Below are 15,113 nucleotides of genomic sequence, written 5' to 3' on the forward strand. Positions count from 1 at the left end.
GGGTACAAGAGTCTAAAGAGGATCTTGTCCCCAGTCAAGGCAAGGCCCCGCCCTCCCCGCTCATCCAGTCTCGACAAATTGTCTCGATTCGATGAACGGAGTGACCAGGGCCTCACACTCACTTACCGCAGAACTCAGTTACCGCTCGAGTTCAGCGCTTCGGTCAGTGCAGCTTCCACTTCACTGGCGCTTACGCGCAACGGCTTGTCTGCATCACGGCGGCGCTTACGCTCGCTGTGATAAGCCAGACCGGTACCAGCCGGGATCAGACGACCCACGACCACGTTTTCTTTCAGGCCGCGCAGGTAATCGCGCTTGCCGGTTACCGCCGCTTCGGTCAGTACGCGAGTGGTTTCCTGGAAGGAAGCCGCCGAGATGAACGATTCGGTGGACAACGACGCCTTGGTGATACCCAGCAGAACGCGAGTGAACTTGGAGACAAATTTGTCTTCGCCGCTCAAACGCTCGTTCTCTACCAGTACGTGAGTCAGCTCCATCTGGTCGCCCTTGATGAAACTCGAATCGCCAGACTCAGCGATCTCAACTTTACGCAGCATCTGACGCAGGATGGTCTCGATGTGCTTGTCGTTGATCTTCACGCCTTGCAGACGATAAACGTCCTGGATCTCGTTAACGATGTACTTGGCCAGCGCACTCACACCCAGCAGACGCAGGATGTCGTGTGGATCGCTCGGGCCGTCGGAGATAACTTCGCCGCGGTTTACCTGTTCGCCTTCGAACACGTTAAGGTGACGCCACTTCGGAATCAGCTCTTCGTACGGATCGGTACCGTCGTTCGGGGTGATAACCAGACGGCGCTTGCCCTTGGTCTCTTTACCGAACGCGATGGTGCCGCTGACTTCAGCCAGAATCGACGCTTCTTTCGGACGACGGGCTTCGAACAAGTCGGCAACACGTGGCAGACCACCGGTGATGTCGCGAGTTTTCGAAGTCTCTTGCGGGATACGAGCGATAACATCACCGATCGCGATCTTCGCACCATCCGCTACACCGACCAGGGCGTTGGCTGGCAGGAAGTACTGAGCGATAACGTCAGTACCTGGCAGCAACAGATCCTTGCCGTTGTCGTCGACCATCTTAACGGCAGGACGGATGTCCTTACCGGCAGCTGGACGATCTTTGGCGTCGAGCACTTCAATGTTGGTCATACCGGTCAATTCGTCAGTCTGACGCTTGATCGTGATGCCTTCTTCCATGCCCACGTAGGTCACGGTACCTTTCATTTCGGTAACGATTGGGTGAGTGTGCGGATCCCACTTGGCCACGATTGCGCCAGCTTCGACCTTGTCACCCTCTTTAACCGAAATCACGGCACCGTACGGCAGCTTGTAACGCTCACGCTCACGACCGAAGTCATCAGCGATGGCCAGCTCACCGGAACGGGACACGGCAACCAGGTGACCATCCACTCGCTCAACGTGCTTCAGGTTATGCAGACGGACGGTACCGCCATTCTTCACCTGAACGCTGTCGGCTGCGGAGGTCCGGCTTGCCGCACCACCGATGTGGAACGTACGCATCGTCAGCTGGGTACCCGGCTCACCGATGGACTGGGCAGCGATAACGCCGACCGCTTCACCGATGTTCACCTGGTGACCACGAGCCAGATCGCGGCCGTAGCACTTGGCGCAAATGCCGAAGCGGGTTTCGCAGCTGATCGGCGAGCGCACAATCACTTCGTCGATGCTGTTCAGCTCGATGAACTCGACCCACTTCTCGTCTACCAGGGTGCCGGCAGGAACGATGACGTCCTCGGTACCTGGCTTGAATACGTCACGGGCGATAACACGACCCAATACGCGCTCACCCAACGGCTCTACAACGTCACCGCCTTCAATGTGCGGAGTCATCAGCAGACCGTGTTCGGTGCCGCAATCGATCTCGGTTACAACCAGATCCTGCGCCACGTCTACCAGACGACGAGTCAGGTAACCCGAGTTCGCCGTTTTCAACGCGGTATCCGCCAGACCTTTACGAGCACCGTGAGTGGAGATGAAGTACTGAAGTACGCTCAAACCTTCACGGAAGTTCGCAGTAATCGGCGTTTCAATGATGGAACCGTCCGGCTTGGCCATCAGGCCACGCATACCGGCCAGCTGACGAATCTGTGCTGCGGAACCCCGCGCACCCGAGTCAGCCATCATGTACATCGAGTTGAAGGATTCCTGGTCGACTTCGACGCCATGACGGTCGATGACTTTCTCTTTCGAGAGGTTGGCCATCATCGCCTTGGAAACTTCGTCGTTCGCTTTCGACCAAAGGTCGATCACTTTGTTGTACTTCTCGCCCTGGGTTACCAGGCCGGAGGCGTACTGGCTTTCGATCTCTTTCACTTCGTCGGTGGCAGCACCGATGATGCGGGCTTTTTCATCCGGGATAACGAAGTCGTTAACACCGATGGAAACGCCGGAGATGGTCGAGTAAGCAAAACCGGTGTACATCAACTGGTCAGCGAAGATCACGGTCTCTTTCAGACCAACCACGCGGTAGCACTGGTTGATCAGCTTGGAGATCGCCTTTTTCTTCATCGGCAGGTTGACGACGTCGTACGACAGACCTTTTGGCACAACTTGATACAGCAACGCACGGCCGACAGTAGTGTCGACGATACGGGTGCCGCTCACGCTGCCGCCGTCACGGTCGTTGACGGTTTCGTTGATCCGCACCTTGACCTTGGCGTGCAGTGCGGCTTCGCCGGCACGGAACACACGGTCAACTTCCTGCAGATCCGCGAACACACGACCTTCGCCCTTGGCGTTGATCGCTTCACGAGTCATGTAGTACAGACCCAATACAACGTCCTGCGAAGGAACGATGATTGGCTCACCGTTGGCTGGCGACAGAATGTTGTTGGTCGACATCATCAACGCACGCGCTTCGAGCTGGGCTTCCAGCGTCAGCGGTACGTGCACGGCCATTTGGTCGCCGTCGAAGTCAGCGTTGTACGCGGCGCAGACCAGAGGGTGCAGCTGGATAGCCTTGCCTTCGATCAGTACCGGTTCAAACGCCTGGATACCCAGACGGTGAAGGGTCGGTGCACGGTTGAGGAGAACCGGGTGTTCACGGATCACTTCAGCGAGAACGTCCCAAACCTCTGGCAGCTCGCGCTCGACCATCTTCTTGGCAGCTTTGATGGTGGTAGCGAGACCACGCATTTCCAGCTTGCCGAAAATGAACGGCTTGAACAGCTCGAGAGCCATCTTCTTCGGCAGACCGCACTGGTGCAGACGCAGGGTCGGACCTACGGTAATTACCGAACGACCCGAGTAGTCAACACGCTTACCGAGCAAGTTCTGACGGAAACGACCCTGCTTACCCTTGATCATGTCAGCCAGGGATTTCAGAGGGCGCTTGTTCGAACCGGTGATAGCGCGGCCACGACGGCCGTTATCGAGCAGTGCGTCGACGGCTTCCTGCAACATACGTTTTTCGTTGCGCACGATGATGTCCGGAGCGGACAGATCCAGCAGGCGCTTCAAACGGTTGTTACGGTTGATCACTCGACGATACAGATCGTTGAGGTCGGAAGTCGCGAAGCGACCGCCATCCAGCGGGACCAGTGGACGCAGATCTGGCGGCAGAACCGGCAGAACGGTCAGCACCATCCACTCTGGCAGGTTGCCGGAACCCTGGAAGGCTTCCATCAACTTCAGACGCTTGGACAGCTTCTTGATTTTAGTTTCGGAGTTGGTTTGCGGAATTTCTTCACGCAGACGGCCAATCTCGTGTTCCAGGTCGATAGCGTGCAGCAGTTCGCGGACAGCTTCGGCACCCATGCGGGCATCGAAATCGTCACCGAATTCTTCCAGCGCTTCGAAGTACTGCTCGTCGTTCAGCAGCTGACCTTTTTCAAGGGTGGTCATGCCTGGATCGATAACGACGTAGCTCTCGAAGTAGAGAACGCGCTCGATATCACGCAGGGTCATGTCCATCAGCAAGCCAATACGGGACGGCAGCGATTTCAGGAACCAGATGTGGGCAACAGGCGAGGCCAGCTCGATGTGCGCCATGCGCTCACGACGAACTTTTGCCAGTGCAACTTCAACGCCGCACTTCTCGCAGATCACACCACGGTGCTTCAAGCGCTTGTACTTACCGCACAGGCACTCGTAATCCTTTACCGGGCCAAAGATCTTGGCGCAGAACAGGCCGTCACGCTCAGGTTTGAACGTACGGTAGTTGATGGTTTCCGGCTTTTTAACTTCACCGAACGACCACGAACGGATCATCTCAGGCGATGCCAGTCCGATACGGATGGCGTCGAACTCTTCGACTTGACCCTGGTTTTTCAGCAAATTCAGTAGGTCTTTCAAGGCCTTTCCTCCTGGCGGAGCAGAGAGCGGGCAATCCTGCCCCGCTCTCGATTCGCGTCACGTGTTATTCGGTTTCCAGATCGATATCGATGCCGAGGGAACGAATTTCCTTGATCAACACGTTGAAGGACTCGGGCATGCCCGGCTCCATACGGTGATCGCCATCCACGATGTTTTTGTACATCTTGGTACGGCCGTTCACATCGTCCGACTTCACTGTGAGCATTTCTTGCAGAGTGTAAGCGGCACCGTATGCTTCCAGTGCCCAGACCTCCATCTCCCCGAAACGCTGACCACCGAACTGCGCCTTACCACCCAGCGGCTGCTGGGTAACCAGGCTGTACGAACCGGTAGAACGAGCGTGCATCTTGTCGTCTACCAAGTGGTTCAGCTTCAGCATGTACATGTAGCCAACGGTAACCGGGCGCTCGAACTTGTTGCCGGTACGGCCGTCAGTCAGCTGCATCTGGCCGCTTTCTGGCAGGTCTGCCAGTTTCAGCATGGCCTTGATTTCGCTTTCCTTGGCGCCGTCGAACACTGGAGTGGCCATTGGAACGCCGCCACGCAGGTTTTGAGCCAGATCCAGGATTTCCTGGTCCGAGAAGTCATCGAGGCTTTCCTGACGACCGCCGATCTCGTTGTAGATCTCGTGCAGGAATTTACGCAGCTCGGCAACCTTGCGCTGCTCTTCAATCATGCGGTTGATCTTCTCGCCCAAGCCCTTGGCCGCGAGGCCCAGGTGGGTTTCGAGGATCTGACCAACGTTCATACGCGAAGGTACGCCCAACGGGTTGAGGACGACGTCGACCGGGGTGCCATTGGCATCGTGCGGCATGTCTTCAACCGGCATGATCACGGAGACCACACCCTTGTTACCGTGACGACCGGCCATCTTGTCGCCCGGCTGGATGCGACGACGGATTGCCAGGTAAACCTTGACGATTTTCAACACGCCTGGAGCCAGGTCATCGCCCTGCTGCAGTTTGCGTTTCTTGTCTTCGAACTTGTCGTCCAGCAGACGGCGACGATCAACGATGTAGGCCTGAGCCTTCTCGAGCTGCTCGTTCAGAGCATCTTCAGCCATGCGCAGTTTGAACCACTGGCCGTGCTCAAGACCGTCGAGAACTTCGTCGGTGATGTCCTGGCCTTTCTTCAGACCGGCGCCGCCTTCGGCTTTGTGGCCGACCAGAGCGGAACGCAGACGTTCGAAAGTAGCACCTTCAACGATACGGAACTCTTCGTTCAGGTCCTTGCGGATCTCGTCCAGCTGGGACTTCTCGATCGACAGGGCACGAGCATCACGCTCAACGCCGTCGCGGGTGAAGACCTGTACGTCGATGACAGTACCTTTGGTACCGGTAGGTACACGCAGGGAGGTGTCTTTAACGTCGCTGGCTTTTTCACCGAAGATCGCGCGCAGCAGTTTTTCTTCCGGAGTCAGTTGGGTCTCGCCTTTCGGAGTGACCTTACCAACCAGGATGTCGCCTGCGCCGACTTCAGCACCTACGTAAACGATACCGGCTTCGTCCAGCTTGTTCAGTGCAGCTTCACCCACGTTCGGGATGTCCGCAGTGATTTCCTCTGGGCCAAGCTTGGTGTCACGGGCCACACAGGTCAGTTCCTGAATGTGGATCGTGGTGAAACGGTCTTCCTGAACTACACGCTCGGACAGGCAGATGGAGTCTTCGAAGTTGAAGCCGTTCCATGCCATGAACGCGATGCGCATGTTCTGACCCAGTGCCAGTTCACCCATGTCGGTGGACGGGCCGTCGGCCATGATGTCGCTACGCTGAACCCGATCACCTTTACGCACCAGCGGACGCTGGTTGATGCAGGTGTTCTGGTTGGAGCGGGTGTACTTGGTCAGGTTGTAGATGTCGACACCGGCTTCACCAGTTTCAACTTCGTCATCGGCAACACGAACCACGATACGGCTGGCGTCGACGGAGTCGATCACGCCGCCACGACGAGCCACGACGCAAACGCCGGAGTCACGGGCTACGTTACGCTCCATGCCGGTACCTACCAGCGGCTTATCAGCGCGCAGGGTTGGTACAGCTTGACGCTGCATGTTCGAACCCATCAACGCACGGTTGGCGTCGTCGTGCTCGAGGAACGGAATCAGCGACGCAGCAACCGAAACTACCTGCTTCGGCGATACGTCCATCAAGGTGACGTCTTCCGGCGCCTTGACGGTGAATTCGTTCAGGTGACGAACAGCTACCAGCTCGTCGACCAGGACTTTCTTGTCGTTCATCGTGGCCGAAGCCTGAGCGATCACGTGATCAGCCTCTTCGATGGCGGACAGGAACACGATCTCATCGGTGACCAGGGCGTCTTTCACCACGCGGTACGGGCTTTCCAGGAAGCCGTACTGGTTGGTGCGCGCATAGGCAGCCAGAGAGTTGATCAGACCGATGTTCGGACCTTCCGGCGTTTCGATCGGGCAAACACGACCGTAGTGGGTCGGGTGTACGTCACGAACTTCAAAGCCGGCACGCTCACGAGTCAAACCACCAGGGCCGAGTGCAGAAACACGACGTTTGTGGGTGATTTCGGACAGCGGGTTGTTCTGGCCCATGAACTGGGACAGCTGGCTGGAACCGAAGAACTCTTTCACCGCCGCAGCCACTGGCTTGGCGTTGATCAGGTCTTGCGGCATCAGGCCTTCGCTTTCAGCCATCGACAGACGCTCTTTGACCGCACGCTCAACACGTACCAGGCCAACGCGGAACTGGTTCTCGGCCATTTCGCCTACGCAGCGAACACGACGGTTACCCAGATGGTCGATGTCATCGACGATGCCTTTACCGTTACGGATGTCGACCAGAGTCTTCAGTACCGCAACGATGTCTTCCTTGCACAGCACGCCCGAACCTTCGATCTCAGTACGACCGATACGACGGTTGAACTTCATCCGGCCGACCGCAGACAGGTCATAGCGCTCAGGGCTGAAGAACAGGTTGTTGAACAGGGTCTCGGCAGCGTCTTTGGTTGGCGGCTCGCCAGGACGCATCATGCGATAGATCTCTACCAGCGCTTCCAATTGGTTACTGGTGGAGTCGATCTTCAGAGTGTCGGAGACGAACGGACCGCAGTCGATATCGTTGGTGTACAGAGTTTCGATGCGAACAACCTGAGCCTTGGCGATTTTGGCCAGGATCTCGGTGTTCAGCTCAGTGTTGCACTCTGCCAGGATTTCGCCGGTTGCCGGATGCACGATGACCTTGGCGGTTGTGCGACCCAGGACGTAGTCCAGAGGCACATCCAGCTCTTTGATACCGGCTTTTTCCAGCTGGTTGATGTGGCGAGCGGTGATACGACGACCCTGCTCGACAATAACCTTGCCTTTGTCATCCTGAATATCGAGGACAGCGATTTCACCACGCAGGCGCTGAGGCACCAGCTCCAGGCTCAGGGTCTCGCCCTTCACGTGGAATACGTTGGTGGTATAGAACGCGTCCAACACTTCTTCAGTGGTATAGCCCAGCGCGCGCAGCAGTACCGAGGCAGGCAGCTTGCGACGACGGTCAATACGCACGAATACGCAGTCTTTCGGGTCGAACTCGAAGTCCAGCCACGAACCGCGGTAAGGAATGATGCGCGCGGAGTACAGCAGTTTACCGGAGCTGTGCGTCTTGCCACGGTCGTGGTCGAAGAACACGCCCGGGGAACGGTGCAGCTGGGAAACGATTACACGCTCAGTACCGTTGATTACGAAGGTACCGTTTTCAGTCATCAGGGGAATTTCACCCATGTAGACTTCTTGCTCTTTGATGTCCTTGATCGCTTTGTTCGACGATTCTTTGTCGAAAATGATCAGGCGCACTTTTACCCGCAAAGGTACGGCGTAAGTTACACCGCGCAATACGCATTCTTTGACATCAAATGCCGGTTCGCCCAGACGATATCCGACGTACTCCAGCGCAGCATTGCCGGAGTAGCTGATGATCGGGAAAACGGATTTGAAGGCCGCATGCAGGCCCACGTCGCGGAACTGATCTTTAGTCGCTCCCGCTTGCAAGAATTCACGATACGAATCCAGCTGGATGGCCAGGAGGTACGGCACATCCATGACGTCCGGCAACTTGCTAAAGTCCTTGCGGATACGTTTTTTCTCAGTATATGAGTAAGCCATCAGCGTTCCCCAGCTTGGTCACCTGCTTGTTTGGCCCCTCCCGACGGGAGCAGCCAGAAAATCGTGCAAACCCCATGGTTTGCGCCACCGCATCGGGTGGTTACAGCACGTTATCGGCACCGACCCAGTCGGCTGCCAATAACGGAAAAAGGCCGGTGGCAAGAGCCACCAGCCATCAGCCTGTCGCTTAACGCTCGGGCTGGAGGAGCAAAGTCGATGCTTACTTCAGCTCGACTTTAGCGCCTGCTTCTTCCAGAGCTGCTTTGGCTTTGTCAGCTGCGTCTTTGGCAACAGCTTCCAGAACCATGGCAGGTGCGCCGTCAACTACAGCCTTGGCTTCTTTCAAGCCCAGACCGGTCAGTTCACGTACAGCCTTGATCACGTTAACTTTCTTCTCGCCAGCTTCGGTCAGCATGACGTTGAATTCGGTTTGCTCTTCAGCAACGGCAGCAGCAACAGCTGGACCAGCCGATGCAGCAGCAGCGGTAACGCCGAATTTTTCTTCGAAAGCTTTGATCAGCTCAACAACTTCCATTACGGACATGTTGCCAACTGCTTCAAGGATATCGTTCTGAGAGATAGACATGAATCTAATTCCTGATATTGGGGACGGCCTACGCGACCATCGAAAAAAACAAAAAACGCGAGAAGTTGACGAGCCTTAGGCTGCAGCAGCTTCTTTCTGGTCGCGAATTGCCGCCAGAGTACGAGCCAATTTGCTGGTAGCGCCTTGAATCACGCTCATCAGCTGAGAAATTGCTTCGTCACGGGTCGGCAGAGTTGCCAGTACGTCGATTTGGTTAGCTGCGAGGAACTTGCCCTCGAACGCAGCTGCCTTGATCTCGAACTTGTCCTGACCCTTTGCGAATTCCTTGAAGATCCGGGCAGCAGCGCCTGGATGTTCTTTGGAGAACGCAATCAGGGTAGGGCCAGTGAACACGTCGTTGAGGACACTGAATTCAGTGTCAGCAACAGCGCGCTTGAGCAGAGTGTTACGTACAACACGTACGTAAACGCCAGCTTCACGAGCCTCTTTACGGAGTCCGGTCATCGCGCCTACTGTTACGCCACGGGCATCAGCCACGACAGCGGACAGAGCGACTTTGGCAGCCTCGTTGACTTCAGCGACGATGGCCTTCTTGTCTTCGAGTTTAATTGCCACGGGTTTAACTCCTGCTTGTTACCGTTTCATCTGGTCGAAACCGGATGTCGTTTTGGTGTCTGATTCGGTAAGGAACCGGGAGCACCATCTGCGTAGGCTTGAGGTTTAAGACTTGCGTCGCCTACGGTCTTGGATAGCCCCCGCCAGGCAGGGACCCCAATTTTTCAATTGGCGCAATCGCTTGCGCCAATCTTTGTCTTACGCGTCGAGCGAGCTTTGGTCGATGACCAGACCTGGGCCCATAGTGGTGCTCAGGGTAACGCGCTTGACGTAAATGCCTTTCGAGGAAGCTGGCTTGATACGCTTCAGATCAGCGATCAGGGCTTCAACGTTTTCCTTCAGCTTGACGGCGTCGAAGCCGATCTTGCCAACGGAAGTGTGAATGATGCCGTTTTTGTCGGTGCGATAACGAACCTGACCAGCCTTGGCGTTTTTAACCGCGGTAGCTACGTCTGGAGTTACGGTGCCGACTTTAGGGTTAGGCATCAGGCCACGTGGACCGAGGATCTGACCCAACTGACCTACAACACGCATGGCATCCGGGGATGCGATCACTACGTCATAGTTCAAGTCGCCGCCTTTCATTTCGGCAGCCAGGTCGTCCATGCCTACGCGGTCAGCGCCGGCAGCCAGAGCGGCTTCAGCAGCTGGACCCTGGGTGAACACAGCAACGCGAACGGTCTTGCCAGTGCCGTGTGGCAGCACGGTAGCGCTACGAACGACCTGGTCGGATTTACGCGGGTCAACACCCAGGTTAACAGCTACGTCGAACGACTCGCTGAACTTGACAGTCGACAGCTCAGCCAGCAGGGCAGCGGCGTCTACAAAGTTGTAGGCCTTGCCTGCTTCGATTTTGCCGGCGATAGCCTTTTGACGCTTGGTCAGCTTAGCCATTACACACCCTCCACGTTAAGGCCCATGCTACGAGCAGAACCGGCGATAGTACGCACGGCTGCTTCCATATCAGCTGCAGTCAGATCCGCGTTTTTGGTTTTCGCGATTTCTTCCAGCTGAGCACGAGTCACAGTGCCAACCTTAACGGTGTTCGGACGAGCGGAACCGCTGGTCAGACCGGCCGCCTTCTTCAGCAGAACCGAAGCAGGGGTGGATTTGGTTTCGAAAGTGAAGCTACGGTCGCTGTAGACAGTGATGATCACTGGAGTCGGCAGACCTGGCTCAAGACCCTGAGTACGGGCGTTGAAAGCCTTGCAGAATTCCATGATGTTCACGCCGTGCTGACCCAGAGCAGGACCAACAGGTGGGCTTGGGTTAGCCTGAGCGGCCTTCACTTGCAGCTTGATGTAAGCGGTAATCTTCTTGGCCATGAGGCACTCCAATTACGGGTTCGAACGCCTCGAGAGGCTCCCCGGTTACTTGCGCGTTTATCCCAGTGACGACAAAACCCCACAGCCTACGGCTGCGGGGTTGGGATTTTTGTTCAACTAGACCTTTTCGACCTGGCTGAACTCGAGCTCCACCGGAGTAGAGCGACCGAAAATGAGCACTGCGACCTGAATCCGGCTCTTTTCGTAGTTAACTTCTTCAACAACACCGGTAAAGTCCGCAAACGGACCGTCATTGACACGCACCGACTCACCCGGCTCGAACAACGTCTTCGGCTTCGGCTTGTCGCTACCATCAGCAACGCGGCGCAGAATCGCTTCTGCTTCTTTATCAGTGATTGGCGCAGGCTTATCGGCAGTACCGCCAATGAAACCCATCACCCGAGGAGTGTCCTTGACCAAGTGCCAAGTACCCTCATTCATATCCATCTGCACCAGCACATAGCCAGGGAAGAATTTACGCTCACTTTTGCGCTTCTGGCCATTGCGCATCTCAACCACTTCTTCAGTGGGAACCAGAATTTCGCCGAAGCCATCTTCCATACCAGCCAGCTTCACGCGCTCGACCAGCGAGCGCATTACATGCTTCTCGTAACCGGAGTAAGCATGCACAACATACCAACGCTTAGCCACGGGACACCCTTAGCCGACAATCAAGGAAACAAGCCAGCCGAGCAGGGAATCAAGCCCCCACAACAGCAACGCCATAACCAGAACAACAGCCACCACAATCAGGGTGGTCTGCGTGGTTTCTTGGCGAGTTGGCCAAACGACTTTACGAATTTCGGTGCGCGCTTCCTTAACCAGTACAAAGAAAGACTTGCCCTTGACTGTCTGCAGGCCTACAAAGGCAGCTACAGCAGCAATGGCGAGCAATGCGAGTACGCGGTACAGGATCGGCGAAGCAGAGAAGTACTGATTGCCAACAACGCCAACAACCACCAGAGCGACTACTACAAGCCACTTGAGGAGATCGAAACGAGAGCCTTGAGCTTCAGCTTTAGGAGTCATCTATGAAGATCCTGTGAAAAGAAAGCCAGACACACCAGGTGAATCTGGCAGGTCAGGAGGGAATCGAACCCCCAACCTACGGTTTTGGAGACCGTCGCTCTGCCAATTGAGCTACTGACCTAAAACAAAATCAGGCCGACCATTATGCCGACCCGAAAAAGACTTTACAACCACTACCAGGCAACTCCAGCTGCAATACCAGCACCTCAGCACCGGAAAACCTCAATAACACAATGAGGCGCAACCACAACCACCTAAAACAAAGGCAGATATTTTCATATCTGCCTTGTTATATGGAGCTCTTGAGCGGATTTGAACCGCTGACCTCACCCTTACCAAGGGTGTGCTCTACCAACTGAGCTACAAGAGCGTAACACTGTGCAAAACCTGTAAACTTGGAGCGGGTAGCGGGAATCGAACCCGCATCATCAGCTTGGAAGGCTGAGGTTCTACCACTAAACTATACCCGCGAGGCTTACAGCTCTCGCTAAAAATGGTGGAGGGGGAAGGATTCGAACCTTCGAAGTCGTAGACGTCAGATTTACAGTCTGATCCCTTTGGCCGCTCGGGAACCCCTCCTAAGCGAGCCGGCATTCTACATCATGCCAGCCTTCTGTCAAGCATTTTCTCAATTAAATCTTGAGGTTAGCTGCGTTGACCTCGCCTCACATCGCTAACCGTTTCCGGTGTTCGCTGTGGAGCGGGCGCCATTCTATGCAAACTATTCAGTGGGCGCAACCCCCTCGCACGGCATTATTTTATGTTTTAACTCATTGAATTCTTTAGAAAGGTTTTGCAGCTGCAGATCGTCCAGCCAACGCCGGCTTTCCGGTGCGATACGCACCCAATACCCTGCACCTTCAGCCGCAGCTTTCGGCATGGGTTGATACTTGACCTCCATCCCGATCAAGCGTCGCTCAACCGCCTGCGCGGCCTCCTGGCGCGCATAGCCGCCCAGATAAAGGCAGCCATTATCTGTCGAGACAGCTTTACCCTTGTCTTTCGATACGTCACTCGCTTCACTCAACAAGCGGATATCTTGCTGAGACCCGCGATACAGACTCAAAGGCGTGACATCCTTTGCACGCAGAGGAGCCTCTTGTTGATGCCAGATGTAATAGAACCCATTGAGGACAAGCAGCAGCAGAAACAACCAACGCATAAAAACCTCAGGACAAGGGACAGGCCATGGCCAATCCGACAAACACCAAGTCCGGAACCACCCTGGCCTGAGGCACAACCTCAGAAACCAGGCTTGCATCCCCCCCGGTCAGGAATACAACAAAATCCTCACCCCAGTAGCTGCGCGCCAACTCAAGCTGAGTCAGAACGAAGCCGCGCAACATCAACAAACAACCACGCTCTACAGCCTCAACAGTCGCGCGACCCGGAACAAGACTTTCCAGTGCCTGCTCAGCCGCCAGATCCCCATAACGAATTTTTCGAGTGTGGGTACGCAACTGGTTACGCATCAACGGCATCCCCGGACAGATAAACCCCCCTAGGTGCTCTCCATCCGCATCGATAAAATCAGCAGTCACGGCCGTTCCGAAGTCGAGCACCAGGCATGCCCCCGAAGCCAGATGAAAGCCCCCAAGCATTGCAAGCCACCGATCCAAGCCCAGCCGCTCAAACTCCTCATACCCGTTGCGCACACCTGACATTTCGCGCGCAGGCGCCGCACAAACTACCGACACATCAAAGGCATCCTTCAGCAAAGACGTCAGGGCACCGGTCTCCTCTGCAGTCCTGACACTCACCAGCCGGCAAAACGTGAGGGCAAGCCCTTTGAGCGCCTCCAACCCCTCAAGCAATGCGAGATTGGAATCGACGACCCCCTCACCAAGCACCTGCGCGGCATTAACGGCAAGCACGCGCCATTTGATGAAACTGTTCCCACAATCGAGCTCAAGAATCATCACGCAACCTCAGGCTCAACTCACCACCACTGAAGACTTTCTCCACACCATCCACCTTCAGGCGCAAGGCACCCTGGCCATCGATGCCAAGCACCTCACCATCAATTTGATTGACACCGGCAATCAACGACACGCTTCGCCCCTGCCACAGGTGATTTTGTTCCCACTCTGACTGGATGGCCAAAAAACCACCCGCCTGGTGACGAGCCAGGTATCGCTGCAGCATCTCACCCAACAGAGCGACCAATTGGTTGCGATCAAACATTTTGCCTGACTCGAGCCGCATGGATGTCCATTGCTGCTCTACCTCATCAGCAGATTGCATGTTCACATTGATTCCCACCCCGAGAACCACATGACACACGTCCGCCGGGTCGCCCACCAATTCGAGCAATATTCCCGCAATCTTTTTCTGCCCCACAAGAACATCGTTAGGCCACTTCAATCCAGCAGCTGCTATACCGAGCTCACGTAACGTCTGTAAAACAGCGAGCCCAACGACGAGACTCAAGCCCTCCAACTGGCGCATCCCACCATCAATACGCAGTACCAGGCTGTAATAGACGTTTTCTGCAAATGGACTGACCCACTTGCGACCACGACGCCCACGCCCGGCCGTCTGCCGCTCAGAAAGCACGACAAATGGTGCCGCCTGCCCACGTTCTACAGCCCGCAGCGCCTCGGCATTCGTGGAGTCGATTGAGTCGTAGACCTGGGCGGGCCAGTCGTAAGAAACAGCTTTTGCGCTTATCTCGGACGAATCGAGTAGCGCCAATGGCGCGGACAATTGATAGCCACGCCCACGAACCTTATGAATAGACAAACCTAGCTCAGCCTCTAAATGCTGAAGCTGCTTCCACACGGCACTACGACTGACGCCCAGGGCAGCACCCAACGCCTGACCCGAATGGAATCGGCCATCTTTAAGAAGCTTTAACAACGTCAGCATGCAGGTCTCGCCTCACAATGAGGCCCGCATGATAGCCACGCGCCGAGCGATTGCATAGAAATCCAGTAGCCGTGGCTTTCCTGCGGCCAAAAACAAAACCCCTACCTGCATACGCAGATAGGGGTTTCGGAATTTAATCTTGACGATGACCTACTCTCACATGGGGAAACCCCACACTACCATCGGCGATGCATCGTTTCACTGCTGAGTTCGGGATGGGATCAGGTGGTTCCAACGCTCTATGGTCGTCAAGAAAT

11 protein-coding genes, 4 tRNA genes and 1 rRNA gene are annotated in these 15,113 nt (G+C 55.7%); all 16 read right to left on the reverse strand.

Annotation, left to right across the window (positions count from 1 at the left end; all coding sequences use genetic code 11):
* Positions 1-134 precede the first annotated feature (134 nt).
* The 16 genes from rpoC to rrf all read right to left on the reverse strand — a co-directional run bounded on the left by rpoC (position 135) and on the right by rrf (position 15,109).
* Positions 135-4,334, reverse strand: coding sequence for a DNA-directed RNA polymerase subunit beta' (gene rpoC / locus B0D71_RS30475; RefSeq protein WP_103397984.1), 4,200 nt, complete (start codon positions 4,332-4,334; stop codon positions 135-137).
* A 64-nt stretch (positions 4,335-4,398) separates the two neighbouring features.
* Entirely contained in the window at positions 4,399-8,472 is a 4,074-nt protein-coding gene (rpoB, locus tag B0D71_RS30480) for a DNA-directed RNA polymerase subunit beta (RefSeq protein WP_103397985.1), read from the reverse strand.
* Positions 8,473-8,692: 220 nt separating this feature from the next.
* On the reverse strand, positions 8,693-9,058 hold the full coding sequence (gene rplL, locus B0D71_RS30485) for a 50S ribosomal protein L7/L12 (RefSeq protein ID WP_007970414.1): 366 nt from the start codon (positions 9,056-9,058) through the stop codon (positions 8,693-8,695).
* Between the two features lie 75 nt (positions 9,059-9,133).
* Positions 9,134-9,634, reverse strand: coding sequence for a 50S ribosomal protein L10 (gene rplJ, locus B0D71_RS30490; RefSeq protein ID WP_007970413.1), 501 nt, complete (start codon positions 9,632-9,634; stop codon positions 9,134-9,136).
* 198 nt (positions 9,635-9,832) lie between these two features.
* Entirely contained in the window at positions 9,833-10,528 is a 696-nt protein-coding gene (gene rplA / locus B0D71_RS30495; RefSeq protein WP_003186095.1) for a 50S ribosomal protein L1, read from the reverse strand.
* The gene (gene rplK / locus B0D71_RS30500; RefSeq protein WP_007933726.1) at positions 10,528-10,959 is read right to left on the reverse strand and encodes a 50S ribosomal protein L11; all 432 of its coding nucleotides are present in this window, start codon (positions 10,957-10,959) and stop codon (positions 10,528-10,530) included. The genes rplA and rplK overlap by 1 nt, the downstream gene beginning before the upstream one ends.
* Before the next feature lie 117 nt (positions 10,960-11,076).
* Positions 11,077-11,610, reverse strand: a complete 534-nt coding sequence (gene nusG / locus B0D71_RS30505) for a transcription termination/antitermination protein NusG (protein ID WP_046041611.1) — start codon at positions 11,608-11,610, stop codon at positions 11,077-11,079.
* A gap of 9 nt (positions 11,611-11,619) precedes the next feature.
* Complete coding sequence (gene secE / locus B0D71_RS30510) at positions 11,620-11,988, reverse strand: preprotein translocase subunit SecE (RefSeq protein WP_007984402.1); 369 nt, start codon at positions 11,986-11,988, stop codon at positions 11,620-11,622.
* 45 nt (positions 11,989-12,033) lie between these two features.
* Positions 12,034-12,109 (reverse strand) — tRNA-Trp (locus B0D71_RS30515).
* A 173-nt stretch (positions 12,110-12,282) separates the two neighbouring features.
* A tRNA-Thr gene (locus tag B0D71_RS30520) sits at positions 12,283-12,358 on the reverse strand.
* 26 nt (positions 12,359-12,384) lie between these two features.
* A tRNA-Gly gene (locus tag B0D71_RS30525) sits at positions 12,385-12,458 on the reverse strand.
* Positions 12,459-12,482: 24 nt separating this feature from the next.
* Positions 12,483-12,567 (reverse strand) — tRNA-Tyr (locus tag B0D71_RS30530).
* A 142-nt stretch (positions 12,568-12,709) separates the two neighbouring features.
* Positions 12,710-13,150, reverse strand: coding sequence for a hypothetical protein (locus B0D71_RS30535; protein WP_103397986.1), 441 nt, complete (start codon positions 13,148-13,150; stop codon positions 12,710-12,712).
* A gap of 7 nt (positions 13,151-13,157) precedes the next feature.
* On the reverse strand, positions 13,158-13,907 hold the full coding sequence (locus B0D71_RS30540; protein WP_103397987.1) for a pantothenate kinase: 750 nt from the start codon (positions 13,905-13,907) through the stop codon (positions 13,158-13,160).
* On the reverse strand, positions 13,897-14,856 hold the full coding sequence (gene birA, locus B0D71_RS30545; RefSeq protein ID WP_103397988.1) for a bifunctional biotin--[acetyl-CoA-carboxylase] ligase/biotin operon repressor BirA: 960 nt from the start codon (positions 14,854-14,856) through the stop codon (positions 13,897-13,899). The genes B0D71_RS30540 and birA overlap by 11 nt, the downstream gene beginning before the upstream one ends.
* A 137-nt stretch (positions 14,857-14,993) precedes the next feature.
* Positions 14,994-15,109 (reverse strand): 5S ribosomal RNA (rrf, locus tag B0D71_RS30550).
* Positions 15,110-15,113 lie beyond the last annotated feature (4 nt).

The sequence above is a fragment of the Pseudomonas laurylsulfativorans genome (assembly GCF_002906155.1).
In the GTDB taxonomy this organism is placed as follows: domain Bacteria; phylum Pseudomonadota; class Gammaproteobacteria; order Pseudomonadales; family Pseudomonadaceae; genus Aquipseudomonas; species Aquipseudomonas laurylsulfativorans.